Here is a 25,545-nt window from a genome sequence, read left to right on the forward strand (position 1 = left end):
GCGAAGGGGGCGAAGGTGCGAGCGGTCCTGCAGCGGGTGACCGGCGCGAGGGTCAGTGTCGACGACGAGGTCGTCGGGTCGATCGGGCCGGGCCTCGTGGCGCTCGTCGGGGTGACCCATGGTGATGGGCCGACGGAGGTCGAGGCCATCGCCCGCAAGATCGCGACCCTACGGATCCTGGACGGCGAGCGCTCGGTGGTCGACGTCGGTGCGGAGGTGTTGGTGGTCAGCCAGTTCACCCTCTATGCCGATACCCGCAAGGGCCGTCGCCCTTCGTGGGGTGCCGCCGCGCCGGGACCGCAGGCCGAGCCGCTCGTCGCGGCTGTCGCCGAGGCCCTTCGGGCCGAGGGGATTAGCGTCGCCGAAGGTCGCTTCGGCGCCGAGATGCAGGTCGCCCTCGTGGGCGACGGACCGGTCACGATCCTGCTGGATCACCCGCCGCAGGCTTGACCCCCTTCCCCCTTCCGGTGGCCGAGGGCGAGCGGAAGGGGAAAGGGGATACGTCCAGCGCGCCCCCAGGGTCCATCTCATAAGGTGTGCCGCATGGGTTTCGTCTACAACCTCCAGGGGTACATCGTCATCGGGCTCGGCCTGCTCGCCCTGGCGACGGAGGTCTACGCCTTCGGGCATGCGCTCACCCAGCGACCCGATGCCTTCGAGGCGGCCGGGAAGAAAACCAAGCAGTTTTGGCTGCTCGTCCTCGGACTCGCGGTGCTGATCGGCTTCGTGACGGTCTTTAACGTGCTCGGTCTGATCGGGCTGCTCGCGATCGTGGCGGCCGGGATCTACCTCGCGGACGTCAAGCCCGCGCTGGAGGAAGTGCTCGGACGTGGCGGACGTAACCGTTCGCATGGGCGCTGGTAGGTCGAAAATGAGGTGACCTGTCGGTCACAATGGTCGGCGAGCCGCGCCCTGCGGTCGCTAGATGACTTCGAGGGGAATCATGACTGCACCGACCGAGCTGCCCGACCCGCGCGAGGGAATCGTGACCTCGCAGCGCCCCTGGGGTGACTTCGAGCAGTTTGCGGTGAACGAATCGGTGACGGTCAAGGTGATCACCGTCGAGCCGGGGCATCGGCTCTCGCTCCAGACCCACCGGGACCGCGCTGAGTTGTGGGTCGTGCTGGACGGTCCGATGCAGGTGACCGTGGGTGAGCAGACCTGGGATGCCCAGCACGGCGAGCGGGTATGGGTCCCCCAAGGCGCGGTCCACCGGATGGCCAACGCGAGCGAGGCCCCGGCTCGGATCCTCGAAGTCGGCTACGGGCACTTTGACGAGGACGACATCGTGCGCCTCGAGGACGACTACGCCCGCTGACCGACCGGCGCGACCGCGCGCCAGTCCACGCTCACCTCGCCGAGGCGCCACCGTTTCGCCCCGCCCCGGATCGGCCAATCCTGGGCGAGCGCCTCGACCGCCGCGATCATTCGCTGGCGCGGGCCGAAGGGGGCGATGGCGCTCGCGTGTGCCCACGCCTGGTCGAGATCCGCGAGCAGGGCGTGAATCGGCTCTCCGCTGACGTTGCGGTGGATCAGCACCTTCGGCAGTCGTTCGGCGACGATCGACGGCGGGAGCGACTGCTCGGTGAGGTCTCGAAGCCGCCAGGACAAGGTGAGGGTGAGCGGACGCTCGCGATCGAGCACGACCCACGAGCCGAGCCGACCGAGTTCGGAGCACGTGCCTTCGATGAGCAGGCCATCCGGATCGAGGCGGCGCTGCATGCTCTCCCAGGCCGGGGCGACCTCGTCCTCGCCGTATTGGCGCAGGACATTGATCGCGCGGATGACCCGAGCGGATCGCCCCTGCAGCGGAACCTCGAAACCGCCGCGCGCGAAGCTCAGCCCCTCGCGGGCATACGGCAGCGCTGCCTCCACTCGTGCCGGGTCGATCTCCAGTCCGACGACCTCGACATTCGGCCGTACCGCTCGAAGGCGGGCGTGCCATTCGGCGCTCGTGACTCCGGACGCGCCGTACCCGAGATCGACGACGACCGGCGGCTCCGCGCCCTTCGTCAGGACCTCCCCATGGCAGGCAATCAGCCAGCGATCGATCCGACGAAGGCGGTTGGGGTGCGTCGTGCCGCGGGTGATCACGCCCTCGGTCCGCTCGTTCCCCACCCGAGGGAGCGTAAGGGGTCGAGGGTGGCCCGAACTAGGCTGTCGACGTGCAGCGCCAGGAGTCGAGGGTCAGCAAGAGCATGGTGGCATTGCTCCTGTCCCTCACCGGCGCGTTGATCATCGGCCTGATCAACTGGGTGCCACCGCTGATCGGACACGGCAGCGGCGTCGATGCGATCCAGCCCGGACTGATCATCGTCAGGTCCCAAGCGGTCGGCGTCATCACCCTCGGGGAGGGCCGATCGGTTTCTCTCGATGGGCGGGGGCTGCGGATTCGAAACGGTGCCGAGACCCTCTTCCAAACCCCGCGCGCCGGGTCGCCGATCTCGGTGCTCTACGGGTCGGTCCGGGGCGAAGGGGGTGACCGCACCGAACGGATCGAGCAGGTGTGGTCCGATGTCCGCTTCGATCGGGTCGTGACCGGCGCGGGGAGTGCGGAGTACACGGGAGTCGTGCTCGCCGACGAGCGGGAGATCCCTTTCACGTTCTCCGTGACGCTCGATGGAGATTGGATCCGGATGGCGGCCTCGGTCGAGGGCGCCGACGGCATCGTGGTCCACGGCGCCGAGGAGTACGGGACCCGGGGGGTTCCGCCAGCGCTGCCAGACCGTCCCCTCCGCGGTGACGGATGGTGGGTGAGCCCGGGCATCGCGGCGGGGCTGCCGGCGTACCGCACCGGTCTCGGGGCGATCGTCGTCATGGGGCCAGTGCGCACCGACCGCGCCGTGGATGCCAGCGACCGTGGGCGGATCGGCCTGCATGTTTGGGGCCCGCGCGCGGAAGTGGTCGTCACGAGCCGTCTTCTGCCTCAGGGGACCTCATGAGCAAGACACCCCGTATCCGCCGCGTCGCCATGCTCAGCGTGCACACCTCGCCGCTCGCGCAGCCAGGGATGGGCGATGCGGGTGGGCTAAACGTCTACGTCGTCGAGTCCGCACGCCAACTCGCCGCGAGGGGGATCGAGGTCGAGATCTTCACCCGTCGAACCTCGGCGGACCAGCCCGACCGGACCGCCCTCGAGCCGGGTCTCGCCGGGATCACCGTGCATCACGTCGATGCGGGCCCCTACGAGGGTCTGGTCAAGGAAGATCTGCCCGGTCAGCTGTGCGCATTCACCGCTGGGATCATGCGCGTCCTCGCGGGGGTACGGCTCGGGTACTACGACGTGGTGCACTCCCACTACTGGCTCTCCGGACAGGTGGGCTGGCTCGCCGCCGAACGTTGGCAGGTGCCCCTCGTCCACACGATGCACACGATGGCCCGGGTCAAAAACGCCCTCCTCGCCGACGGTGACGTCCCAGAGCGGCCCGGCCGGGAGATCGGTGAGGCGCAGGTCGTGACCGTCGCGGACCGGTTGATCGCCAACACCGAGCGCGAGGCGCAGGAACTGATCGAGCTCTATGACGCGGATCCGGCGAAGGTCGTCGTCGTCCCGCCCGGCGTCGACCTCGCCCGATTCACGCCCGGCGAGATGTCCGCTGCACGCTCGCGCGTCGGTATCCGCGAGGACGCGGTCATGCTCCTCTTCGTCGGTCGGATCCAACCCCTGAAGGCCCCCGACGTGCTGCTCCGAGCGGCGGCCGAGCTGCTGCGGCGTCGGCCCGAACTGCATGACCGGCTCGTGGTCGCGATCCTCGGAGGTGCATCCGGCCGCGGGGTGGACTCGCCGACCTGGCTGACCGACCTCGCCGACGAGCTGGGCCTGACCGACGTGCTCCGCCTCGGCCCGCCCGTCGATCGCGACACCCTGGTCCAGTGGATGCGCGCCGCTGACGTGGTCGCCGTCCCGTCGTATAACGAGTCCTTCGGGTTGGTCGCGATCGAGGCCCAGGCGAGTGGCGCTGCGGTCGTCGCTGCCGATGTCGGCGGACTCCCGACGGCGGTCGGTGACGCGGGGATTCTCGTGCCGACCCACGACCCGGTGGACTGGGCCGAGGCGATCGCCTCGATCATTGATGATACAGGCCGTGCCGCGGAGTTGCGGCGTCGGGCCGCCGAGCACGCCCAGCAGTTCGGGTGGGAGGGGACCGCCGAGCGCCTCCTCGACGTCTACCGTGGAGCTGTCCGAGAACGCCGAAGCACCGAGGAGTAGCGGTGACCGATCGTGACCAGCCCGATGCCGTCTTTGCGATGATCTCGCGCTACCTGCGCGAGCAGGAGCTGGAGACCGAAGGGGGTGCGCGCGATGGCGAGATCGTGGTGACCCTGCCGGGCGAGAAGAAGCTCAAGACGGTCACCTCCCTCGTCGTCGGCAACGAGGCGCTGTCGGTCTCGGCCTTCGTCATCCGTAACCCCGATGAGCAGCACGATGAGGTCTATCGCTATCTGCTCCGCCGCAACCTCCGCCTGCCCTATCTCGCCTATGCGATCGATGGGTCCGGCGACGTCTATGTGCGCGGGACGATCCCCCTTCGGGCGGTCGACGAGCATCTCCTCGACCAACTGCTCGGGGTGGTCCTCGAGGCGGCGGATGCCCCCTTCAACGAACTCCTCGTCCTCGGCTTTTTGACTTCCATGCAAAAGGAGTGGGACTGGCGGGTGAAGAACGGCGAGTCGCTGCGCAATCTGGAGGCCTTCCGCTCGTTGCTCGAGCACGATCGCGACCAGTAGAGACCGGTAAAGACCCTGACCTGACGGGCGTCTCGGGCAGGGCTAGGGTGAAGATATGGCCACGCTGATCCTGCTCCGTCACGGACGCTCCGACTGGAACGAAAAGAACCTCTTCACCGGGTGGGTGGATGTCGATCTGATCGATAAAGGACGTGCCGAGGCGGTGCGCGGCGGCGAGTTGCTGAAGGAGGCCGGCATCCTCCCCGACGTCGTCCACACCTCCCTGCTGCGCCGCGCAATCACGACCGCGAACCTCGCCCTGGACACCGCCGACCGGCACTGGATCCCGGTCCGGCGAGACTGGCGGCTTAACGAACGCCACTACGGCGCCCTCCAGGGCCTCGACAAGGCCGCCACGCGAGAGAAGTACGGCGACGACCAGTTCATGCTGTGGCGCCGCTCGTTCGACACCCCGCCGCCGCCGATCGATGAGGACAACGAGTTCTCCCAGACCGGGGACCCCCGCTACGACGGCATCGAGGTCCCGCGCACCGAGTGCTTGAAGGACGTGATCGTCCGCCTGATGCCCTACTGGGAGGGGCCGATCCAAGACGACCTGCGCGAGGACAAGACCGTCCTGATCGTCGCTCACGGCAACAGCCTGCGAGCGCTCGTCAAGCACCTCGACGGGATCAGCGACGAGGACATCGCGGGTCTAAACATCCCGACCGGGATGCCGCTCGTTTACGAGCTGGACGATGCGTTTATGCCGACCAAGCCCGGTGAGTACCTCGACCCCGAAGCGGCTGCCGCGGAAGCAGCGGCGGTCGCGAGCCAGGGGAAGTAGGGCTCTGTCGGCTCCACCAATGCCAAGAAGGGGGCGGGGCGTGCGCGAGGCACGAACCACCCCCCTCCCCTTTGGGGNGCGGCTGCCGCGGAAGCAGCGGCGGTCGCGAGCCAGGGGAAGTAGGGCTCTGTCGGCTCCACCAATGCCAAGAAGGGGGCGGGTCGTGCGCGAGGCACGACCCGCCCCCTTCTCGTTGGGCGGTAAAAGAAACCGTGAGGGTCGTCAGGCACCCGCCGGCAACTGGTCGCCGCGATCCAGATCGTCAGCGGACTCAGAGAACTCGCCCGTCACGAGGAAACGCATGCGCCGCGCAACCGAGACGGCGTGATCGCCGAACCGCTCGTAGTACCGGCCCAGCAGGGCCATGTCGACGGCGGACTGGGTGCCGTGCTGCCAGTGGCCATCGACGAGCACGGCGAAGAGGTCGCGCTGGAGGCTATCCATCTCGTCGTCGACCTGCTCGATCCCGCGGGTCTCTTCCAGGTCCTGAGTGACGAGCACCTGGGCCACCAGCTCGACGAGGCGCTCGCCGACCTGGCCCATCTGCAGGACGGGGGCGCGCAACTCGTCGGGGACCGCGGCCTCGGGGTAGCGCAGGCGGGCCAGTTTGGCGACGTGGCGGGCGAGATCCCCCATCCGCTCGAGGTCGGCGGACATCCGCATCGCCGTGACGACGACCCGCAGGTCGGTCGCGACCGGAGCCTGCCGAGCGAGCACGTCGATCGCGTGCGCGTCGAGGTCATGGCGCTTGAGGTCGATCGCCTGGTCGGCTTCGATCACCGAGTCGGCCAGCTGCACGTCAGCATCGAGCAACGCCGTGGTCGAGCGGGCGATCGCCGAGCCGACCCGGTGAGCCATCTCGACCAGGTCGTCGGTGATCCTCTGCAACTCGTCGTGGAAGACTTCGCGCATCGTGTGAGGGTCTCTTTTCCGGTGAAGGGGGTTCCAGGGGCCGGTGGCGGTGATCGCTCGCCGCGAACGCACCTGGTACGGCCACGGCAACCTAACCGTGGACGGGTGAACGAACTCTGGCGGTCAGGTGAACATCGCGCCCGGTCGGCTGTGGTCTCGGGCACGCGGTTCGAGTCTGCCGAGCCGCCGCGTACTCTCGGTGACGTGCAGCCGACAACTGCGGCAATTCTTGGTTGCCTGGCGGGACTGATCATCGCCGGGCTGGCCTGGGCTGCCGTCTGCTGGTCGGATCGTGACACAGCGCTCGCGGAGCCGCCCGAGCCGGAGCTGCCGCGCGGCGTCGGGGACGTCCTCGCCGTGCTCCGCTCCAGTGGGATCGTGATCGATCGCGCGGGCCACGTGGTGAACAACAGCCCGGCCGCCGTCGCCTATGGGCTCGTTCGCCACGGGCGGATCGTGAACCCGGAGTTGCGCGAACTCGCCGAGCGAGTGGTCGCCGATGGGGTGATTCGCGAAGGGGAGTTCGACCTCACCCGCCCGTCCAGCGGAGCCAGTTCGCGCATGCACGCACGGGTGGCGCCGCTGTCCTCGGAGCACATCCTGCTGCTTGTCGAGGACCAGACGCAGGCCCGGCGGGTCGAAGAGGTGCGCCGCGATTTCGTCGCCAACGTCAGCCATGAGTTGAAGACCCCGGTGGGTGGGCTCTCCCTTCTCGCCGAGGCGGTCATGGACGCCCGAGACGACCCGGTGGCCGTCACCCGCTTCGCGCAACGGATGCAAAGCGAGGCACACCGGCTCTCGCAGTTGATCAAGGAGATCGTCGACCTCTCGCGGCTGCAGGGCACCCCGGTGCTGCAAGACCCCGAGGTCGTCGATATCGAACTCGTCGTGAGCCAAGCGATCGAGCACCTTCGGATCGAGGCCGACGCCAAACACATCGCGCTCGCCGATAAGTGCAGCGACGATCTCTACGTGCTCGGCGATCACGACCTGCTGGTTACGGCCGTGCGCAATCTCGTCGGGAACGCCATCGCCTACTCCGACCCCGACACCCGCGTCGGGGTGGGGGCGCGCCTCGTCGGGGATACGGTCGAAATCGCCGTCACCGACCAGGGGCCTGGCATCCCGCTCGAAGAGCAGGGCCGGATCTTTGAGCGCTTCTACCGGATGGACGCCGCGCGTTCGCGGGCGACGGGTGGGACCGGCCTCGGGCTCTCGATCGTCAAGCACATCTGTGCCAACCACGGCGGCGAGGTGTCGGTGTGGAGCGAGGCGGGCCACGGTTCCACCTTCACGATCCGGCTGCCGGCCGCTCCCGAGACCCTGCGCGCTCACCCCCAACCGTCGCCGCCCCTCGGCAGCCTGCCGTGGACGTCGATGCCACCGCGCCTCACCCAGGTCGAGGACAGCCGCCTCGGTGAAGGGGGTCCGCCGACCGATCCGCTCGCTGGCAGACTCGTGCCGCGAATGGCCACCTCTCGTCCCGTCTCCACGCCATCTGCGACTCCGCCACCCGACCCACCGGTCTCCCCACAGAAGGAATCATCGCCATGACGCGCATCCTGGTCGTCGAGGACGAGATCTCGTTCTCGGACCCCCTGTCGTACCTGCTCAGCAAGGAGGGATACGACGTCGAGGTCGCCGACAACGGCCCGGCGGCGATCACCGCCTTCGATGCTCAGGGCGCCGACCTCGTGCTGCTCGACCTGATGCTGCCGGGCCTCTCGGGCATCGACGTCTGCCGTGCCATCCGTCAGCGCTCCAACGTCCCCGTGATCATGTTGACCGCCAAGGATGGTGAGATCGACAAGGTCGTCGGGCTCGAGATCGGCGCCGATGACTACGTCACCAAGCCCTACTCCTCGCGTGAGCTCTTGGCCCGGATCAAGGCGGTCTTGCGTCGCGGCGCCGAGCCGGAGGACCTCGTGCCGGCGACGGTCGAAGGGGGCCCGGTCCGGATGGATGTCGAGCGCCATGTCGTCACCGTGCGCGGCGAACCGACCGCGCTGCCGCTGAAGGAGTTTGAACTCCTCGAGATGCTGCTGCGCAACTGCGGTCGCGTGCTCACCCGGGTCCAGTTGATCGACCGAGTGTGGGGCAGCGACTACGTCGGCGATACCAAGACGCTCGATGTCCACATCAAGCGGTTGCGGGCCAAGGTGGAGTCCGACCCCGCGAACCCGGTTCACATCGTGACCGTGCGCGGTTTGGGGTACAAGTTCGAGGCCTAGGCGGCCGGGGCGCGGCCAGTGCCGCGGAAGAGGTCATCGGACGCGGAAACATCCGCGTCCCCTGCCCGTTTCCCCGTCCGGATCGGGCTCGGCGCATGACGAAGGGCGAATCCCTGGTGGGATTCGCCCTTCGTCATGGTGCGCGCTAAGCGGTCCGTTTTAGGAGCTGGGGCTCGCGTCCGGGCTGGGAGAGTCGCTCGGGCTCGCGGGCGCGGTGGGCGCGTACTCCTCGTAGTAACCGGTCGCCGGGCGGACCGGGGCCGGGGCCTGGCTGGTCGCGCCGGTGGTCGAGGTCAGCATAAGGTCGGCGTTCTCGCCAGGACCCTGCTCGATCGTGACCTGCAGGCGCGGTCCCTCCTGGGAGAGGAGGACGGCGCTGTTGGCCTTGACCTGCGCGGTGACCTGGGATTCGCCGGCAGCAATCGTGACCGTGGCATCCTTCGAGCCGGTGTTTTCGACCGCGCCAGTCACGGTGGCGGGACCCCCCTTCGCGTCGCTGACCAACGCGAGGTTCTTCACCTGGACCACGCCGAGGTCGACCGGGATGCCATCCGCGGGTGACCCGGGAGTCTCCATGGTCTGCATCGGGGAGGTAGCCGTGCACCCCACCAGAGCGGCGGACACGGCGACGACGAGGGCTGCCCCGCGCGTGCGGGTAAGGAGAGAGCGCTTCACGGGGGTCAGCCTAGCGGCGACCCGGGAGGTCGTGCGCAGGGGATCGTGAGGACGGTCGCACCAATCTGGCTGTCAAGCGACACGCCGTGTTAATCTAGAGGTCGCGAAAGGGGACATCTCTACATGGTTTTTAAGGTCGGCGAGACAGTTGTGTACCCGCACCACGGGGCCGCACTGATCGAAGAGATCAAGACGCGCACGATCAAAGGCGAGGAGAAGTTATACCTCAAACTCAAGGTCACCCAGGGTGATCTGACGATCGAGGTACCCGCAGAAAATTGCGACCTCGTCGGCGTGCGAGACGTCGTCGGCCAGGAAGGCCTGGACAAGGTCTTCGAGGTGCTGCGCACGGAGCACGCCGAGGAGCCGACCAACTGGTCGCGCCGGTACAAGGCGAACCTCGAAAAACTCGCCTCGGGCGATGTCATCAAGGTGGCCGAGGTCGTTCGCGACCTGTGGCGCCGTGAGAAGGACCGGGGCCTGTCGGCGGGCGAAAAGCGGATGCTGGCCAAGGCCCGTCAGATTCTCGTCTCCGAATTGGCGCTCGCCGAGAAGACCGATGAGGACCGCGCTGAGGTCATCCTCGACGAGGTTCTCGCTTCCTAGGGATCGACCCTGACCCCACATTTCACCGATGACGCCGGCACCCCCTCGGGTGTCGGCGTCATCGTCGTGGCGGCGGGTTCCGGCACCCGCCTCGGCGCGGATCGGCCGAAGGCCTTCGTCGAGGTCGCCGGGCAAACGCTGCTGGAGCACGCTGTCGACACCGCCGTCGCCGCCGGCGCCGATGCCGTGGTGGTGGTGGCACCGGTGACGCACCTCGATCAGGCGCGGATGTCCCTCGAGCGGCGAAGCGGGCTCGGTCGGCCCGAGCTGATCGTCGTCGCCGGGGGCGCGGAGCGCTCTGACTCTGTCGCCGCGGGCCTCGCGGCCCTCGATCGACCCGACATCGACGTGATCTTGGTGCACGACGCTGCGCGGGCCTTCACGCCTGCCGAGGTCTACGGGCGGGTGATTGACGCCGTGCGCGCTGGCGCCGACGCAGCCATCCCGGCCCTGCCCGTGGTCGACACGATCAAGGTCGTTGATGACGAAGGGGTGGTGCGCTCCACTCCCGACCGGGCGAGCCTGCGCGCCGTCCAGACTCCGCAGGGTTTCGGTGCAGAGGTGTTGCGGGCCGCCCACGCCGATGGCAGGCACGCCACCGATGACGCCGCTCTGGTCGAAGCGATGGGCCGACGCGTCGTCGTGGTCGACGGCCACCCCGACGCCTTCAAGGTGACGACGCCCGCAGACCTCGCCGGGGCCGAGGGAGCCTTCCGGCGGGGGCGATAGACCGCGGGCCCTGGCGCTTCTCACAGTGGGTCGAAAAGCCTTGTGAGAGTACGGTTACGGACGTTTAACGACCGTTGAATCATGCCGGAAACACGGCGCACGCAATCTGGTCTGCATCCGGCCCTGCTGTGGGGCCCAGACCAGGAGCACCGTCATGACGCTCACCACCAACGGCCCGCAAACGAGTCCGCCCGCCGTCGCCGCACCCCCGAAGGCGACTGGGCTGATCCATACCCCAGGGCGGTGGATCGAAGGCTGGGACCCGGACGACCCATCGCAGTGGGAAGGGGGCGGCCGACAGATCGCTCGCCGCAATCTCGCCTGGTCGGTCCTCGCTGAGTTCCTTGGGTTCTGCGTGTGGGCGGTGTGGAGCGTGGTGGTGCCCCGACTGCCGGAGGCCGGGTTCTCGCTGACGCTTGACCAACAGTTCTGGCTGATCGCCGTCCCCGCGTTGGTCGGTGCGACGTTGCGGATCCCCTACACCTTTGCCGTTCCCGTCTTTGGTGGAAGGAACTGGACGGTCATCTCCTCACTCCTCCTGCTGATCCCTGCTGGAGCGCTGGCCTGGGCGGTGTCCTCGCCCGGCACCCCCTTCGGTGTGCTCCTCGCTTGCGCCGCGCTAGCCGGCTTCGGAGGCGGGAACTTCGCCAGTTCGATGACGAACATCTCGTTCTTCTTCCCAGAAGCCGAAAAAGGGAAGGCACTCGGGCTCAACGCCGCCGGAGGAAACCTCGGCACTGGCATCGTGCAGCTTGTCGTACCCCTCGTCGTGGTGACCGGGGCGGGCCTGAAACTAGAGCGCGCCGGTTTGATCTTCATCCCATTGGCGCTGCTCAGCGCGCTCGCGGCCTGGCGTTTCATGGACAATCTGCGCGGTACGACGGCCGACCCAGGAGCGTTCGCCGCGGCGGTTAAGCACCCGCACACCTGGATCATTTCGTTCCTCTACATCGGGACTTTCGGGTCCTTCATCGGGTACGCCGGAGCCTTCCCCACGCTGCTCAAGACTCAGTTCCCCGCGGCCCCGGCGACCCTGGCCTTCCTGGGAGCGCTCATCGGGGCGGTAGCCCGCCCCCTCGGTGGGATGGTTGCCGATCGCGTTGGCGGCGCACGCCTCACCATCGGTGCTCTCTTCCTGCTGGCGCTCGGCGCGGTGGGCGCGATCGTCGGCTTGAAGCAGCACAGCTTCGCCCAATTCTTCGCCGCCTTCCTCGTCCTCTTCGTTGCGGCAGGGATCGGGAACGGCGCGACCTACCGGATGATCCCGGCAGTTTTCCGAGCAGGCGTGGACGCCGCAGATCTCCCTCGGGCGCGTAAAGGTGCTGCCGGATGTATCGGCATCGCTGGCGCGATTGGTGCCTTCGGGGGCTTCTTCATCCCGCGTGGTTTTGCGATCTCGCAGAGTTCGGCGGGTTCGCTCGTACCAGCCCTTGGCACCTTCATCGCCGTGTACCTCGTGATGGCCGTCGTGACCTGGGCGCTCTATCTGCGCCGCGGCGCGCGGCTTGCGACCGAGTCGATCTGATGCCGGTGGACCCACGCTTGGATCAGGCGGGGGTCGATAGCCACTGTCCGTACTGCGCCCTGCAGTGCGGACAGCGGCTATCCCCCGGACCTGGACCCGTCCCGGTCACGGCGCAGCCACGTCCCTGGTCCACCAGTGGAGGGGGGATGTGCCAGAAGGGGTGGACTTCTCCCGAGGTCCTATCGGCTCCCGGACGCCTCACGACACCTCTGATGCGCTCGTCGAAGGAGAGCCCGCTTCGGCCGGTCTCGTGGGACGCCGCGCTGAACCGCATTGTTGGAGAAGTCATCGCAATCCAGCGCGATAGCGGACGAGACGCGGTGGCGGTTTTCGGGGGCGGCGGCCTCACAAACGAGAAGGCATACACCCTTGGGAAGTGGACCCGCGCGGTATTACGAAGTCGCATGATCGACTACAACGGGCGGTTTTGCATGGCGAGCGCGGCAGCCGGTGCCAACCGTCAGCTCGGGATGGACCGCGGCTTGCCGTTCCCGCTCAGCGACCTCCAGGGCGCTGACGCGGTGGTGCTCCTAGGGAGCAACCTGGCCGAAACAATGCCGCCGGCCGTCGCACATCTTGCTGGGGTGCGAACGCGCGGGGGCCTCATCGTGGTGGACCCCCGCCGGAGCGCCACGGCTGACCTGACCGAAAACGGCGCCGGTCACCACCTCGCCCCGGTGCCCGGGACCGATCAGGTGGTATTGCTCGCCCTCGCGCATGTCGTTCTCGCTGAAGGACTCATTGACAGGGCGTACCTCGAGGCTCGGACCGAGGGACTCGAGGCATTGCGGCGCAGCGTGACCTCTTGGTGGCCTGAGCGTGCCGAGCAGGTGAGCGGCGTCCCGGCATCGACCCTACGGACGATCGCACGCCACCTCGCAGCAGCATCCCCTGCGGGTGGCGGACGAGGGGCCTATCTCCTCACCGGCCGGGGGGTCGAGCAGTCCACCCACGGCACGGACACCGTGTCCGCGGCGATCAACCTGGCCCTTCTTCTTGGCCTTGTGGGGAGAGATGGCAGCGGGTACGGAGCGATCACCGGCCAGGGCAACGGTCAGGGAGGACGCGAGCACGGGCAGAAGGCCGACCAACTCCCCGGATACCGCTCGATCGAGAACCCGGCTGCTCGGGCCCACGTCGCCCGTCATTGGGGTATCGATCCTCACGACCTGCCAGGTAAGGGTTTGTCGGCGATCGAACTGCTTCGCGCGCTCGGTGAACCGAGCGGGCCGCGGGCCCTGTTCGTCCATGGCTCGAACCTGCGGATCAGCGTGCCCGGCGTCACTGGCCTAGAGGAGCGTCTGCCTCGTCTCGATCTCTTGGTCGTCAGCGACGTGGTGATGTCAGAGACAGCTCAACTCGCCGATGTCGTCCTCCCGGTGACCCAGTGGGCCGAGGAAGAAGGCACGATGACCAACCTCGAAGGGCGGCTCATTCGACGCCGCAAGGTGATCGATCCTCCACCGACGGTCCGTTCGGAGCTGTCGATTTGGAGCGACCTCGCCTCCCGAATGGGATCGCCTGTCGTGATCGAAACCGACCCCCGACTGGTGTTTGCCGAACTCGCCGCGGCGAGCGCGGGAGGGATCGCGGACTACTCGGGGATCACCTACGAACGGCTGGACGAGGGGGAGGAGATCTATTGGCCGTGCCCTACTACTGCCGACGGGACTCGCCATCCGGGAACCCCACGGCCGTTCGCGACCTCCTTCCCGACGGCGAGCGGCAGGGCCCACTTGGTCCCGGTGTCTTACCGACCACCAACCGATGACCTCCGCCCGGGGGCTCCTGTGCGACTCCTCACGGGCCGTGTCCTCGCGCATTACCAGTCTGGTGCGCAGACGCGACGTGTCCCATCCCTCCAACAGGCGAGCCCTCACCCCTTCGTCGAGATTCACCCGGTCCAGGCGGCAGATCTTGGTCTCGCGAATGGGGATCTGATCACCCTGCGTAACGAGCGCGGTCGAGTTGTCGCGCCCGCGCAGATCACCGATCGGGTCCGGCCGGGCGAGGTCTTCATGCCTTTCCACTGGCCGGGGCTTGGGCGCGCCAACACGCTCATCGGCGACGCGCTCGACCCGGTATCTGCGATGCCCGAACTGAAGTTGGCTGCGGTGACGGTGCACGTCGCCACCTCAGCAGATGTCGCTGATTGGTGTCATGACGCACCCGGCCAGGCCACAGAAAGTGAAGGGGATATCCCATGAGAGTTGTCGTGATCGGGGCTGGCATGGTTGGTGCTCGGTTCGCCGAGGATCTGATCTCGCAGGATGCCGAGGGACGCATCACGGTGACGGTGCTGAAGGGGGAGCCCGGCCCGAGTTACAACCGCGTTCTGCTCTCGGACGTCGTGTCCGGACGCGCCAGCGTTGAATCGATCATGACCGAGCCGATGGAGCATCCTCGCCTGCGGTGGGTGTCGTCTCCGGCAGCGGCGGTCGACCGGGCAGATCGGGTCGTATTCGACGCGGGGGGTGGCAGACACCGGTACGACTTCCTCGTCTTTGCTACCGGCGCGGAAGCCGTCGTGCCACAGTGGTCAGCACTTCGGGAAGGACGGCCCGAGGGGCTCCATGTCCTCCGGTCCCTGTCCGATGCGACGAGCATTGTTGAGGCCGCCGCCAATGCCCGTCACGCCACCGTCGTTGGCGGAGGTGTTCTTGGCCTGGAGGTCGCTACCGGCCTCAGCGACCGGCGGCTTCAGGTGGACATGGTCCATCCGGTGGACTCCGTCATGCACCGTCAGTTGGGTGCGATCGCCGGAGGCGTGGTCGGGGAGACCATCGGTGAGCTCGGGATTGGACGGCACTTTGGGACCACGGTGCGCGACCTGGTGTGCGTGTCCGGGCGCGTCGTCGCCGTCACCCTGAGCGACGGTCGAAGCCTCGACACCGATTGCGTGGTCGTGACGGCCGGCACGGCGCCGCGGACGGCTCTCGCCGCCTCATGTGGTCTGCCGATTGATCGCGGCATCGTCGTCGGCGCGGACCTCGCCTCTCCGCGTGATCGGCGCGTCTTTGCCATCGGCGACTGTGCTGCCCCTCCCGAAGGGGGAGCTGGCTTGGTCGCCCAGGGATGGGCTCAGGCTGATCGGCTGGCGAGCCGGCTTCTTCGCCGCCTGCCAGCACCGGAGACCGCGGCTCCCTCTCTGCGCGACGACGTCGTCAAGGTGAAGTCGCGCGGGCTGGATGTCGTGACGATGGGGATCACCGGGGAGTCGAGTCGAGAAGCAAACGATCGTGTGATCACGTTGAGCGACCCCACCGCCGGACGTCACGTCGAAATCATCACGAGGTCGGGACGGTTGATTGGCGCGACGTGCATAGGCGCCGGAGACCTCGCGACGCGCCTGGTCGTGACCTACACGCGCGGGGAGATGATGCCGACGGACCCTGCGCACGTCATGCTTCCCATCCGGCAGGCGCAGGAAGCGTCGACGGACCTGGTGTGCCGGTGTTCGGGGGTTGGTCGCCGCGACATCGCGGCTGCGATCGACGCGGGCGCGGCCAGCCTGCGCGAGGTCAGTGCCGCAACGCGTGCGGGGACCGGCTGCGGAGGGTGCCGGGACGAAGTATGCGCGATCCTCGCAGATCTCACGGTGGTGTCGGCCAATGCGTGAGGACAGGTTTACTCCCGTGAAACGCGAAGTTGCGGCTCGGCGAAACACCACGTTCTTAGGTTCATCGTCATGAACGAAATGGCTCCCAATGCTGTCGGCGCAGAACATGTCGTGGTGGTCGGCGGTGGCATGGTCGCGCGCCGTCTTGTGGATGCGCTCCATGATCGCCGCGCCGAGCGAACCCTCAGGGTGACGGTGCTCGCCGAGGAACCGCGGGCACCGTACGACCGGGTGGCGCTGACCTCCTACTTCAGTGGCCGCGACCCAGCAGATCTCGCGCTTGGTGACCAGGACCTCTGGGAGCAGCCAGGCATCGAGTTGCACCGGGGGGTGAGGGTTACCGGACTCGACCGCGACAAGCGGATCGTGCAGACCGACATCCTCGGAGAGATTGCGTACGACCGCCTGGTGCTGGCCACGGGGAGCTCCGCAGCGGTCCCACCGATCCCTGGTGTCGACCTCGATGGTTGCTTCGTCTATCGCACGATCGACGACGTCGCTGCCCTGCGGGAGGACGTCGAACGTCGGCGATCGCGTGTTGGTGACCGGCCGGTGCGGGGCGTCGTCGTTGGCGGAGGCCTCCTCGGGCTTGAGGCAGCAGGCGCCCTTCGCGCCCTCGATGTCGACACCACGGTTGTCGAATTCGCGGACCGTCTGATGCCCCTGCAAGTGGATGCCGGTGGGGGCGAGGCTCTACGACGACTCATCACCGCGATGGATGTGGACGTGAGGACGTCAACCGCGACCCGCGAGATCGTCGGCGACCGAGGCCGGGTACGCGCGATGCAGTTCTCCGATGGTGCCGAGATAACGGTCGATGTGGTCGTGCTGGCGACGGGGGTCCGGCCTCGCGACGAGCTGGCGCGATCCTGCGAACTGGCGGTAGGAGAGCGGGGCGGAATCGTCGTCGATGAGAGGTGCCGAACGGCCGACCCCTTCATCTTCGCGATCGGCGAGGTCGCGTGCGTGCAAGGGCGGGTGTGGGGGATTGTCGCTCCGGGCTACGCCATGGCCGAGGTGGTCGCTGACCGGCTCCTCGGTGGCACGGCGGTCTTTCCCGGCGCGGATACCGCGACCAAACTGAAACTCCTCGGAGTCGACGTCGCGAGCTTCGGCGATGCGTTCGCGACCGAGCCCGGATCACTCGAAGTGACGGTGAGCGACCCGGTCGCGGGGGTCTACAAGAAACTCGTGATGAGCGACGATGCCCGCACACTGCGTGGCGGAATGTTAGTGGGGGACGCGAGTGCTTACGCCGCTCTGCGGCCGATGGTGGGTCGCGAACTGGCCGGCGATCCGTCGGCGTACCTGGTGGCCGAAGGGGTGTCGGTCCCAACCGGTGATGGCCTGCCGGACGACGCCGCCGTCTGTTCGTGCAACAACGTCACCGCGGGGACCATCCGCTCCGCGGTGACGGACGGAGGGTGCACGGACCTCGCGGCTGTGAGCGGATGCACTAAGGCCGGCACGTCGTGCGGTTCCTGTCTACCGCTCGTGAAATCGCTGGTCACCGATGAGCTCGCCAAATCGGGCATTGCGGTGAGCACAGCTCTCTGCGAGCACTTCGAGCTCTCCCGTGCTCAACTCTTTACGGTCATCAGGGTTTCCGGACTCACGACCTTCTCGGAGGTGGTGGCTCGACATGGTCGAGGGCGTGGCTGCGACATCTGCCGCCCGACCATTGCTTCCATTCTCTCGTCCTTGGAGCGCGGGCACGTCCTCGATGGTGAGAACGCCGCCCTGCAGGACACCAATGACCACGTGATGGCGAACCTGCAAAAGGACGGGACCTACTCCGTCGTGCCGCGGGTGCCTGCCGGTGAAATCACTCCCGAGGGACTCATCGTGATCGGTGAGATCGCCCGCGACTTTGGGCTCTACACCAAGATCACTGGTGGACAACGGATCGACCTCTTCGGTGCCCGACTCGACCAGCTCCCGGCGATCTGGCAGCGCCTCGTGGCTCACGGGTTCGAATCCGGCCACGCGTACGGGAAGTCCTTGCGCACGGTGAAATCGTGCGTTGGGTCGACCTGGTGTCGGTTCGGAGTTCAGGACTCGGTTGGGTTGGCGGTCGAGTTGGAGTTGCGTTACCGGGGCCTGCGCAGTCCGCACAAGATCAAACTCGGCGTGTCGGGCTGCGCCCGAGAGTGCGCCGAAGCCCGCGGCAAGGATGTCGGGATCATTGCCACCGATAAAGGGTGGAATCTTTACGTGGGAGGCAACGGCGGGTTTACCCCCCGTCACGCGGTTCTCTTCGCAGAGGATCTCGATACCGAAAGTTTGGTCGAAACGGTCGATCGGTTCCTCATGCATTACGTCGCGACCGCCGATCGGTTGCAGCGCACCGCATCGTGGGTCCAGGACTATGAGGGCGGTATCGACGCCCTTCGTGACGTCATCATCGGTGACTCGCTCGGCATCGGTGCCGACCTCGACGCGATGATGGCCACGCACGTGCAGGCCTACCGCGACGAATGGGCGGAAACCCTGAACGACCCGGAGAAACTGGCCAAGTTCACCGCCTTCGTCAATGCGCCCGATGCGATCGACACTTCGCTCGCGTACGTGACCGAACGAGGCCAACCCCGGCCCGCGACGGCCGAGGAACGCGCCTCGACCGGTCCGCTGCTGGTTGCGGGCACCACCTTGGAGGTCCGCTCATGAGCGCCCCGGCGACGACAACCTCGGTCGATATCTGCGGCTGGAGCGATCTGGTGCCGGAGCGAGGAGTAGCCGCACTGGTGGACGGCCAGCAGATTGCGATCTTCCGGTTGCACGACGACCGGGTCGTCGCGCTGCAGAATGAAGACCCCTATTCGGGGGCGATGGTCCTCTCGCGTGGCCTGATCGGGACGAAGGGAGACCGCACGGTGGTGATCTCGCCGATGTACAAGCAGGCCTTCGACGTCGTGAGCGGCGAGTGTCTAGAGACGAAGGGCGGCGACCCGCGCTCGGTCACCGTATACGCCGTGCGGGTCGTCGATGGGCGGGTTGTGCTCGAGGTGACCCGTCGGACGGGGGTACAGCTGTGAGTGATGTCGGCCGGGTGTGGATCGTCGGTGGCGGCCCGGGTGCGGGTGACTTGATCACCGTGCGAGCGGCCCGTGCCCTGGCCGGAGCCGATGTAGTGGTGACCGACCGGTTGGGCCCAAGTGCGCTGTTGAGCGATCTCGGGCCACACGTCGAGATTGTTGACGTGGGTAAGGCACCCGGGCATCACCGCGCCAGTCAGGAGGAGATCAACGACCTTCTCGTGGAGCGAGCTCGCCGCGGCTTATCGGTGGTGCGTCTCAAAGGCGGCGACCCCTTCATCTTCGGCCGGGGAGGCGAGGAGGTCCGGGCATGCCGCGCCGCCGGAGTCCCCGTCGAGGTCGTCCCGGGGGTCAGTAGTGCCCTGGCGGTACCAGCACTGGCAGACGTGCCGTTGACCCACCGCGGACTGGTGTCGGGGGCGTTGATCGTCCATGGACATGACCGCCTGCCCTCATCGGCGTGCGCGGTCGCGGCATCCGGAGACTGCACCATCGTGATCTTGATGGGGGTGATGTTCCTTGCTCGGCACGCTGCCGACCTGGTCGAGTCGGGCGCAGATCCGGCGACACCTGTCGCGGTAGTGGAGCGCGGAAGCACATCGCGCCAGCGGATCGTGCGCTCGGACCTGGCCAACATCGCGCAGGTGGCAGGAGACGCGAACGTGCGGTCTCCGGCGGTCATCGTGATCGGGGCCGTGGCCGCAGGGGAGTTCCTCGGACCCTTGGACGCGGTCGTTCACACGTCGATCGCCTAACCTCCATGCCTATGCTCGGCCAGACCCTCGTCGGGGTCACTATCTTGGTGACTGCTGATCGGCGCGCAGACGATCTGCGCGCCGCGCTGGAACGGCGCGGGGCTCGGGTCTTGCACACCCCGGCGATGACGATCATTCCGACCACTGAGGACGCGCGTCTGCTGAATCAGACCCGAGCGTTGATTGCCAACCCGCCCGATGTGCTCGTCGTGACCACAGCGATCGGGCTGCGCGGATGGGTGGAGGCCGCCGACGCCGCGGGTCTTGAGGGAGCTCTCCTTGACGCACTCGAGGGCGTTCGCGTCATCGTCCGGGGGCCGAAGGCTCACGGTGCAGCGCTTGCGGTGGGACTAACGCCCGACTGGGTCGCCGAGTCCGAGACGACCTCCGAGATCACGAGCCTGTTGCTCGATGAGGGAGTCCAGGGACGACGGGTTGCGGTCCAATTCCATGGAGCCGGCGCGGACGGCCTCGACGAAGCGATCGCCGCAGCAGGGGCCGACGTCGTCTCCGTAGAGGTGTACCGCTGGGGTCCGGCGCCAGACCCAGAGGCGGTCGATCTAGGCCTCCTACAGGTGGCCGGGGGGCAGGTTGACGTGGTCGTCTTCACCTCGGCGCCTGCCGCGGAGGAATGGTTGCGCCGCGCCGAGGCTCTCCACGTCCTCCCCCTTCTGCGTGACGAGCGGCCTGAAGTCACCTATGCCGCGGTCGGAGCAACAACGGCGGCCCCCCTTCGTCGCCGTGGGATCGAACCCATCCTTCCCGACCGGAGTCGACTCGGCGCGTTGGTGCGCACCGTGGTGCACCACGTGGAGGAGCAACGGGAGGCCGCCGTTGCCACGGTCGGCGGCGTGGTCCACGTGCGCTCGGCAGTTGGGCTGCTCGACGACCGCGTCCTGGCCCTTAGCCCGTCGTCGCTGGCGGTGCTCCGGCTCCTCACCCAACGCCGTGGTGGAGTCGTCAGCCGTGACGAGGTCCTCGCGGTGCTGCCGGGAACCTCGGATGACCCGCATGCGGCAGAGGTGGCGGTGGCTCGTCTGCGTGATGCCATCGGTGACCGGCGAGTCGTCCAGACCGTGGTCAAGCGCGGTTATCGGCTGGCGGTGACCGGTCAGCAGACGCACTGCGATCGCCGCGCCTAAAACTCCCTTCGTCCCGCGGCGGCCGATCGGCACGCGAAGATGGGGCCATGCAGATGCCTCGGGTCGGGATCGGAGTCGACGTTCATGCGCTCGCGCCGGAAGGGAGCGAGCGCGAGTTGTGGGTCGCCGGCCTGCTGTGGCCGGGGGAGCGCGGCCTGGAGGGGCACTCCGACGCCGATGTCGCCTGTCACGCCTGCTGTGACGCCCTTTTCTCGGCGGCGGGGATCGGTGACCTCGGCGCCCACTTTGGTGTCGACCGCCCAGAACTCGCGGGTGCTAGCGGGCTCACCCTGCTCGCGGAGGCTGCCCGTCTGGTGCGCGCGGCGGGTTACGAGATCGGCAACCTCGCCGTGCAGGTGGTCGGCAATCGACCCAAGATTGGGACGCGCCGTGAGGAGGCGCAGGTGGCGATGGGCGCGGCGTGTGGGGCTCCCGTGGCCGTGAGCGGCACGACGACGGACGGGCTAGGCCTCACCGGACGCGGTGAGGGCGCGGCCGCGATCGCGACGGCGCTGGTGGTCGCGCGCACCTGATCCATTCTCGGCGAGGAGTGCGGCGAAGTGTCGGTTTGTGGCAGGTCGGGGGCCTTTCCGCCGGTTGTGGTGCGGGGGAGTGTCGGTAAGTGACAGGTCGGGGGCCGTGCCGACGGTTGGGGTGGGGGGAAGTGTCGGTACGTGACAGGTCGAGAGCCTTGCCGACCCTTTAGCGCAGCTGCTCGGCGAAGGCCTGAGCCACCGGCTGCCAGGCAGCATCGAGGGCGTCCTGTTGCGCTCGAATGTCGGCGACGATGTGACGGGCGTGTTCGGGAGTGATCGCCCCCTTCGCGATGTCCGTGACGAACCACGTGTCGATGATCTTGGCGTCGATCTCGGGATGCCCCTGGATGCCCCAGACGGTCTCGGCGAAGCGCGCGGCAACCACCTCGCCCCCTTCGCCGCGACCGAGCAGCTGCGCGCCGTCCGGGAGCCGGGTCACGATGTCGTCGTTGGCGTGGATGAGCGGTTTGGTCTGCTCGGCGGCCGGGGCAAAGACCGGGTCCGCGCCGCTCCCGTCTTGCCATTGCACAATTCGCACGCCGTAACTTGATCCCGCGGGATTGCGCCCGACCGTGCCGCCGAGCGCGACGGCGACAATCTGATGTCCGAGGCAAATCCCAAGGACCGGCCTGCGCTGCTGCGTGCAACGACGCACCAGGTCGCGGGTCGCCGGGAGCCACGGGGCGCGGTCATCCTCTTCGCATCCCATCCCCCCGCCGAGCACGAGCAGCGCGTCGACCTCGGACGGGATGGGTTCGCCACGGTAGGGCCGGCAGATCGACAGCGACCCCCCGGCATCGGCGAGCCAGCGCCCAACCCGAGCGGGCGGGCAATCGGCTTGGTGCTCGATCACGGTGAGATGCGAAGGGGCCACGGCGACAGTCTGGCACCAGGCTCACCCCCTTCCGTGGCGACGCTGCCACGCCCATGAGGTCCCCGGAAGTTCCGAGCTTCTCGTGGAAGTCCCGGGGATTTCGGGAGTTTCCGGAGACGGTGCCCGGGCGGAGGAAGGGAGGACCGCGCGCGTCGGGCGAGAATAGGACCCATGCGTACCGAGTCCCAGGTCCTGCGCAGCTCGCTGATCGTCGGGCTCCTCGTGGCCTTCCTTGGCATCGGCTTCGGCCTCCTGGCGGGGTCCTTCTCGATCACCTTCGACGGCATGTTTGGCCTCGTCGATGCGGCCATGACCGGGTTGTCACTGCTCGTGATCAACCTGATCACGCGGTCGGTGATGGCCGGACGCACCTCGCGGATCAACACCCGCTTCTCGATGGGGGTGTGGCACTTCGAGCCGATGGTGCTCACCCTCAACGCGACGATCCTGCTCGGCGTCACCAGTTACGCGCTGATCAACGCGATCCTGACCATCCTTGCGGGCGGCCGCGATATCGACTTCGGCCCGGCCCTGGTCTACGCGGTCGTGGTCGTCGCGATTTCCTTCGTGATCGGCCTGATCGAGCACCGCGCGAACCGCAAGCTGAAGTCCCAGTTCGTGGCGCTCGACGTCAAGGGTTGGCTGATGGCTGGCGGGATCAGCTTCGCGCTTTTGGTCGCCTTCGGGATCGGCGCGCTGCTCGATGGGACGACTTATGCCTGGATCCGGCCCTACGTCGACCCGAGCGTCCTCGCCTTCGTCTGCGTCGTGGTGCTCCCCACCCCGGTCAGCAACCTCTGGCCGGCGCTGAAGCAACTCCTCCTCATGACGCCGGGCGACCTGCGCGAACAGGTCGAGGCGATCGCCGCGCAGGTCGCCCGGGACGAGGGCTTTACTGACTACCGCGCCGCGGTCGCCCAGGTCGGGCGCAGTGCCCAGGTAGAGCTCTTCTTCCTCGTGCCCGAAGGGAGCCCCGCCCGCCCGATCGAGCACTGGGATGACCTACGCAACCGCATCGACGCCGCGATCGGCGAACCCAGCCCGCATCGTTGGGTCACGATCGCCTTCACCTCGGACCCACGGCACCTCTAAGCAAACCGGCCACGGCGCGGGAAGCGTTGGGAGGCGGGGGCTGACCAAGCGAAGGGGGTCACGCGCTGGCGCGGGGGCGGGTCGAGACGACGCGGGCGAGGCGCTGGAGTTCGGAGACATGCCCGCAGAGAGCCTCCCGGCCACGCTGGGTGAGCGCGGCCGAGGTCACGAGATGGCCCTCGGACCGAGTCTTGATGACCTCGACGTGCCCCGCCTCCGCGAGCGTCTTGAGGTGTTTGGACAGGGCGGAGTCGCTCAGGCCCAGCTCGTCGCGGATCGCGGCGAATCCCACCTCGTGCTCGGGGACGAGGAGCGCGCAGATCTGCAGCCCGTTCGTCTCGTGGATCACCGGGTCGAAGACGGGAAAAGGGCTCACCCCCTCCACGGTAGCCAGCGCTTGCCTCATGGGAAAGGCTCGGATCGGCGACAGGCGGGACGAAATCGCCGCGAGCATCCCCCTTCGGCCTGACCCGCTCGCGATCGCGCGCCACAATGCACCTAAAAGACCCGACACGAGCCAACGGAGGCCGCCGATGCCGCACACCGTCCAAGGAGTCATCGCCCGCTCGAAGGGGGCGGAGGTGGAACTGGTCGACATCATCGTCCCGGACCCCGGCCCAGGCGAGGCGCTCGTCGAGGTCCAGGCCTGCGGCGTCTGCCACACCGACCTGCACTATCGCGAAGGGGGAATCAACGATGAGTTCCCCTTCCTGCTCGGCCACGAGGCCGCGGGAGTGGTCGAAGCCGTCGGCGAAGGGGTGACCGAGGTGGCCCCCGGCGACTTCGTGATCTTGAACTGGCGCGCCGTCTGTGGACAGTGTCGCGCGTGCGCCAAGGGCCGCCCCTGGTACTGCTTCAACACTCACAACGCCACCCAAAAGATGACGATCGCCGAAACCGGTGAGGAGCTAACGCCAGCCCTCGGGATCGGAGCCTTCGCCGAGAAGACCCTGGTCGCCGCTGGTCAGTGCACCAAGGTGGACCCCGAGGCGGACCCTGCCGCGGTCGGCCTGCTCGGGTGCGGCGTGATGGCCGGGTTCGGCGCGGCGGTGAACACCGGTGGGGTGAGCCGCGGTGACTCGATCGCCGTGATCGGCTGTGGTGGCGTCGGTTGCGCGGCCATCGCGGGCGCGAACCTGGTGGGCGCGACCACGATCATTGCCGTCGACGTCGACGACGCGAAGCTCGAGACGGCCAAGGGCTTCGGAGCGACCCACACCATCAACGGCTCCCGCGAGGACGTCGTCGAGCGGGTGCGGGAGTTGACCGGTGGCTTCGGGGCCGATGTGGTGGTCGAAGCGGTCGGTCTGCCTCAGACCTACGAGCAGGCCTTTTACGCCCGTGATCTCGCGGGGACTCTCGTCCTCGTCGGCGTCCCAACTCCCGAGAAGGAGGTCACCTTGCCCATGATCGAACTCTTCGGCCGCGGCGGTGCCTTGAAGTCCAGTTGGTACGGCGACTGCCTCCCAAGCCGAGATTTCCCCATGCTCGTCGACCTCTACCGGCAGGGGCGCTTCGACCTCGAGGCCTTCATCACCGAACGGATCGGGCTCGACGAGGTGGAGGCGGCCTTCGCCAAGATGCCCACGGGCACCATCTTGCGATCCGTCGTGGAGCTCTGAGATGGCTGCGCGCATCGACAAGGTCGTGACCTCGGGAACCTTCGAGCTCGACGGTGGGTCCTGGGAGGTCGACAACAACATCTGGATCATCGGCGATGACAAGGAGTGCATCGTCCTCGACGCCGGTCACGAGGCCGCCCCGATTATCGAGGGGGTCGGGGATCGCCAACTGCTCGCGATCATCTCGACGCATGCCCACAATGACCACGTCAACGCCGCCGCCGAAGTCGCCGCGGCGACCGGGGCACCGGTCTGGCTGCACCGCGACGACGTCCCGCTCTGGCAGATGACCTACCCCGACCGAGAGCCCGACGGCTATCTCACCGACGGCCAGATCATCACGGTCGCTGGCACGGACCTCGAGGTGCTCCACACCCCCGGGCACGCGCCCGGCGCCTGCTGCCTCTACGCGCCGCAACTCGGCGTCCTCTTCTCAGGAGACACCCTCTTCCAGGGCGGCCCCGGGGCGACGGGACGGTCGTTTAGCGATTTCGGGACCATCATTAGTTCGATCGAAGGGCGCCTGCTCACTCTCCCCGAAGACACGATCGTGCACACCGGCCACGGTGATGACACTACGATCGGGGCCGAACTCCCGCACCTTCAGGACTGGATCACGCGCGGTCACTAACGTCGCCGCCGCATGACGAAGGGGGTGCGCCGACCACGTGGTCGGC

At 67.7% G+C, this 25,545-nt stretch carries 27 protein-coding genes; 22 read left to right on the forward strand and 5 right to left on the reverse strand.

From position 1 onward, the window contains the following. Nucleotides 1-15 precede the first annotated feature (15 nt). The 3 genes from dtd (at nucleotide 16) to AB8K43_RS04655 (ending at nucleotide 1,318) form a co-directional block, all read left to right on the forward strand. Nucleotides 16-450, forward strand: a complete 435-nt coding sequence (gene dtd / locus AB8K43_RS04645) for a D-aminoacyl-tRNA deacylase (RefSeq protein WP_370891955.1) — start codon at nucleotides 16-18, stop codon at nucleotides 448-450. Nucleotides 451-543: 93 nt separating this feature from the next. Then, on the forward strand, nucleotides 544-864 hold the full coding sequence (locus tag AB8K43_RS04650; RefSeq protein WP_370891957.1) for a DUF2516 family protein: 321 nt from the start codon (nucleotides 544-546) through the stop codon (nucleotides 862-864). A gap of 79 nt (nucleotides 865-943) precedes the next feature. Further along, nucleotides 944-1,318, forward strand: a complete 375-nt coding sequence (locus AB8K43_RS04655) for a phosphomannose isomerase type II C-terminal cupin domain (protein WP_370891959.1) — start codon at nucleotides 944-946, stop codon at nucleotides 1,316-1,318. On the opposite strand, the gene AB8K43_RS04660 is transcribed toward AB8K43_RS04655, so the two are convergent. Further along, nucleotides 1,306-2,118 (reverse strand): class I SAM-dependent methyltransferase, encoded by an 813-nt coding sequence (locus AB8K43_RS04660; protein ID WP_370891961.1) that lies wholly within the window; start codon nucleotides 2,116-2,118, stop codon nucleotides 1,306-1,308. The two genes, AB8K43_RS04655 and AB8K43_RS04660, sit on opposite strands and share 13 nt — an antisense overlap. Before the next feature lie 47 nt (nucleotides 2,119-2,165). On the opposite strand from AB8K43_RS04660, the gene AB8K43_RS04665 reads away from it, so the two are divergent. Genes AB8K43_RS04665 through AB8K43_RS04680 form a run of 4 tightly spaced genes read left to right on the forward strand, consistent with a single transcriptional unit; the run spans nucleotide 2,166 to nucleotide 5,515 of the window. Next, complete coding sequence (locus AB8K43_RS04665; protein ID WP_370891962.1) at nucleotides 2,166-2,942, forward strand: hypothetical protein; 777 nt, start codon at nucleotides 2,166-2,168, stop codon at nucleotides 2,940-2,942. Further along, nucleotides 2,939-4,210, forward strand: a complete 1,272-nt coding sequence (gene mshA / locus AB8K43_RS04670; RefSeq protein ID WP_370891964.1) for a D-inositol-3-phosphate glycosyltransferase — start codon at nucleotides 2,939-2,941, stop codon at nucleotides 4,208-4,210. The genes AB8K43_RS04665 and mshA overlap by 4 nt, the downstream gene beginning before the upstream one ends. Before the next feature lie 38 nt (nucleotides 4,211-4,248). Beyond that, nucleotides 4,249-4,728 carry a YbjN domain-containing protein gene (locus AB8K43_RS04675; protein WP_370892095.1) on the forward strand — a complete coding sequence of 160 codons (480 nt, stop codon included), beginning with the start codon at nucleotides 4,249-4,251 and terminating at the stop codon, nucleotides 4,726-4,728. A 55-nt stretch (nucleotides 4,729-4,783) separates the two neighbouring features. Next, nucleotides 4,784-5,515, forward strand: coding sequence for a phosphoglyceromutase (locus tag AB8K43_RS04680; protein WP_370891967.1), 732 nt, complete (start codon nucleotides 4,784-4,786; stop codon nucleotides 5,513-5,515). Nucleotides 5,516-5,737: 222 nt separating this feature from the next. On the opposite strand, the gene phoU is transcribed toward AB8K43_RS04680, so the two are convergent. Beyond that, the gene (gene phoU / locus AB8K43_RS04685; RefSeq protein ID WP_370891969.1) at nucleotides 5,738-6,427 is read right to left on the reverse strand and encodes a phosphate signaling complex protein PhoU; all 690 of its coding nucleotides are present in this window, start codon (nucleotides 6,425-6,427) and stop codon (nucleotides 5,738-5,740) included. 204 nt (nucleotides 6,428-6,631) lie between these two features. Here phoU and AB8K43_RS04690 point away from each other — a divergent pair, with 204 nt between their 5' ends. Both AB8K43_RS04690 and AB8K43_RS04695 read left to right on the forward strand, forming a co-directional pair. Then, nucleotides 6,632-7,981: a sensor histidine kinase gene (locus AB8K43_RS04690; RefSeq protein ID WP_370891971.1), complete on the forward strand. Its 1,350-nt coding sequence runs from the start codon at nucleotides 6,632-6,634 to the stop codon at nucleotides 7,979-7,981. After that, nucleotides 7,978-8,658 carry a response regulator gene (locus tag AB8K43_RS04695; protein ID WP_370891973.1) on the forward strand — a complete coding sequence of 227 codons (681 nt, stop codon included), beginning with the start codon at nucleotides 7,978-7,980 and terminating at the stop codon, nucleotides 8,656-8,658. The genes AB8K43_RS04690 and AB8K43_RS04695 overlap by 4 nt, the downstream gene beginning before the upstream one ends. A 159-nt stretch (nucleotides 8,659-8,817) precedes the next feature. Here the strand turns inward: AB8K43_RS04695 and AB8K43_RS04700 are convergent, their stop codons facing one another. Further along, nucleotides 8,818-9,333 (reverse strand): hypothetical protein, encoded by a 516-nt coding sequence (locus AB8K43_RS04700; protein ID WP_370891975.1) that lies wholly within the window; start codon nucleotides 9,331-9,333, stop codon nucleotides 8,818-8,820. A 123-nt stretch (nucleotides 9,334-9,456) separates the two neighbouring features. Between AB8K43_RS04700 and AB8K43_RS04705 the strand changes: the two genes are divergently transcribed. The 10 genes from AB8K43_RS04705 (at nucleotide 9,457) to ispF (ending at nucleotide 21,277) form a co-directional block, all read left to right on the forward strand. Beyond that, nucleotides 9,457-9,939, forward strand: coding sequence for a CarD family transcriptional regulator (locus AB8K43_RS04705; RefSeq protein WP_370891977.1), 483 nt, complete (start codon nucleotides 9,457-9,459; stop codon nucleotides 9,937-9,939). 66 nt (nucleotides 9,940-10,005) lie between these two features. Then, nucleotides 10,006-10,668: a 2-C-methyl-D-erythritol 4-phosphate cytidylyltransferase gene (ispD, locus tag AB8K43_RS04710; protein ID WP_370891979.1), complete on the forward strand. Its 663-nt coding sequence runs from the start codon at nucleotides 10,006-10,008 to the stop codon at nucleotides 10,666-10,668. A gap of 154 nt (nucleotides 10,669-10,822) precedes the next feature. Next, nucleotides 10,823-12,193: an MFS transporter gene (locus tag AB8K43_RS04715; protein WP_370891981.1), complete on the forward strand. Its 1,371-nt coding sequence runs from the start codon at nucleotides 10,823-10,825 to the stop codon at nucleotides 12,191-12,193. After that, the gene (locus tag AB8K43_RS04720) at nucleotides 12,193-14,400 is read left to right on the forward strand and encodes a molybdopterin oxidoreductase family protein (protein WP_370891983.1); all 2,208 of its coding nucleotides are present in this window, start codon (nucleotides 12,193-12,195) and stop codon (nucleotides 14,398-14,400) included. Before AB8K43_RS04715 ends, AB8K43_RS04720 begins: the two co-directional genes overlap by 1 nt. After that, a complete protein-coding gene (locus AB8K43_RS04725; RefSeq protein WP_370891985.1) occupies nucleotides 14,397-15,812 on the forward strand; it encodes an FAD-dependent oxidoreductase in 1,416 nt (471 codons plus the stop codon). The genes AB8K43_RS04720 and AB8K43_RS04725 overlap by 4 nt, the downstream gene beginning before the upstream one ends. Nucleotides 15,813-15,881: 69 nt before the next feature. Further along, a complete protein-coding gene (nirB, locus tag AB8K43_RS04730) occupies nucleotides 15,882-18,479 on the forward strand; it encodes a nitrite reductase large subunit NirB (protein ID WP_370891987.1) in 2,598 nt (865 codons plus the stop codon). After that, the gene (nirD, locus tag AB8K43_RS04735) at nucleotides 18,476-18,847 is read left to right on the forward strand and encodes a nitrite reductase small subunit NirD (RefSeq protein WP_370891989.1); all 372 of its coding nucleotides are present in this window, start codon (nucleotides 18,476-18,478) and stop codon (nucleotides 18,845-18,847) included. The genes nirB and nirD overlap by 4 nt, the downstream gene beginning before the upstream one ends. Beyond that, nucleotides 18,844-19,602 (forward strand): uroporphyrinogen-III C-methyltransferase, encoded by a 759-nt coding sequence (gene cobA / locus AB8K43_RS04740; RefSeq protein ID WP_370891991.1) that lies wholly within the window; start codon nucleotides 18,844-18,846, stop codon nucleotides 19,600-19,602. Before nirD ends, cobA begins: the two co-directional genes overlap by 4 nt. A gap of 11 nt (nucleotides 19,603-19,613) precedes the next feature. After that, nucleotides 19,614-20,744 carry a uroporphyrinogen-III synthase gene (locus AB8K43_RS04745; RefSeq protein WP_370891993.1) on the forward strand — a complete coding sequence of 377 codons (1,131 nt, stop codon included), beginning with the start codon at nucleotides 19,614-19,616 and terminating at the stop codon, nucleotides 20,742-20,744. Between the two features lie 47 nt (nucleotides 20,745-20,791). After that, nucleotides 20,792-21,277 (forward strand): 2-C-methyl-D-erythritol 2,4-cyclodiphosphate synthase, encoded by a 486-nt coding sequence (gene ispF, locus AB8K43_RS04750; RefSeq protein ID WP_370891995.1) that lies wholly within the window; start codon nucleotides 20,792-20,794, stop codon nucleotides 21,275-21,277. A 169-nt stretch (nucleotides 21,278-21,446) separates the two neighbouring features. Here ispF and AB8K43_RS04755 read toward each other — a convergent pair whose 3' ends face one another. Continuing rightward, complete coding sequence (locus AB8K43_RS04755; RefSeq protein WP_370891997.1) at nucleotides 21,447-22,154, reverse strand: type 1 glutamine amidotransferase; 708 nt, start codon at nucleotides 22,152-22,154, stop codon at nucleotides 21,447-21,449. 171 nt (nucleotides 22,155-22,325) lie between these two features. On the opposite strand from AB8K43_RS04755, the gene AB8K43_RS04760 reads away from it, so the two are divergent. Next, a complete protein-coding gene (locus tag AB8K43_RS04760) occupies nucleotides 22,326-23,246 on the forward strand; it encodes a cation diffusion facilitator family transporter (RefSeq protein WP_370891999.1) in 921 nt (306 codons plus the stop codon). A 58-nt stretch (nucleotides 23,247-23,304) separates the two neighbouring features. On the opposite strand, the gene AB8K43_RS04765 is transcribed toward AB8K43_RS04760, so the two are convergent. Then, nucleotides 23,305-23,622, reverse strand: a complete 318-nt coding sequence (locus AB8K43_RS04765; RefSeq protein ID WP_370892001.1) for a transcriptional regulator — start codon at nucleotides 23,620-23,622, stop codon at nucleotides 23,305-23,307. A 157-nt stretch (nucleotides 23,623-23,779) separates the two neighbouring features. On the opposite strand from AB8K43_RS04765, the gene AB8K43_RS04770 reads away from it, so the two are divergent. Next, nucleotides 23,780-24,868, forward strand: a complete 1,089-nt coding sequence (locus tag AB8K43_RS04770) for an S-(hydroxymethyl)mycothiol dehydrogenase (RefSeq protein ID WP_370892003.1) — start codon at nucleotides 23,780-23,782, stop codon at nucleotides 24,866-24,868. 1 nt (nucleotide 24,869) lies between these two features. Next, a complete protein-coding gene (locus tag AB8K43_RS04775; RefSeq protein ID WP_370892005.1) occupies nucleotides 24,870-25,499 on the forward strand; it encodes an MBL fold metallo-hydrolase in 630 nt (209 codons plus the stop codon). Nucleotides 25,500-25,545: the final 46 nt, after the last annotated feature.

The sequence above is a fragment of the Janibacter sp. GXQ6167 genome (assembly GCF_041365945.1).
Classification (GTDB): Bacteria; Actinomycetota; Actinomycetes; order Actinomycetales; family Dermatophilaceae; genus JBGFSK01.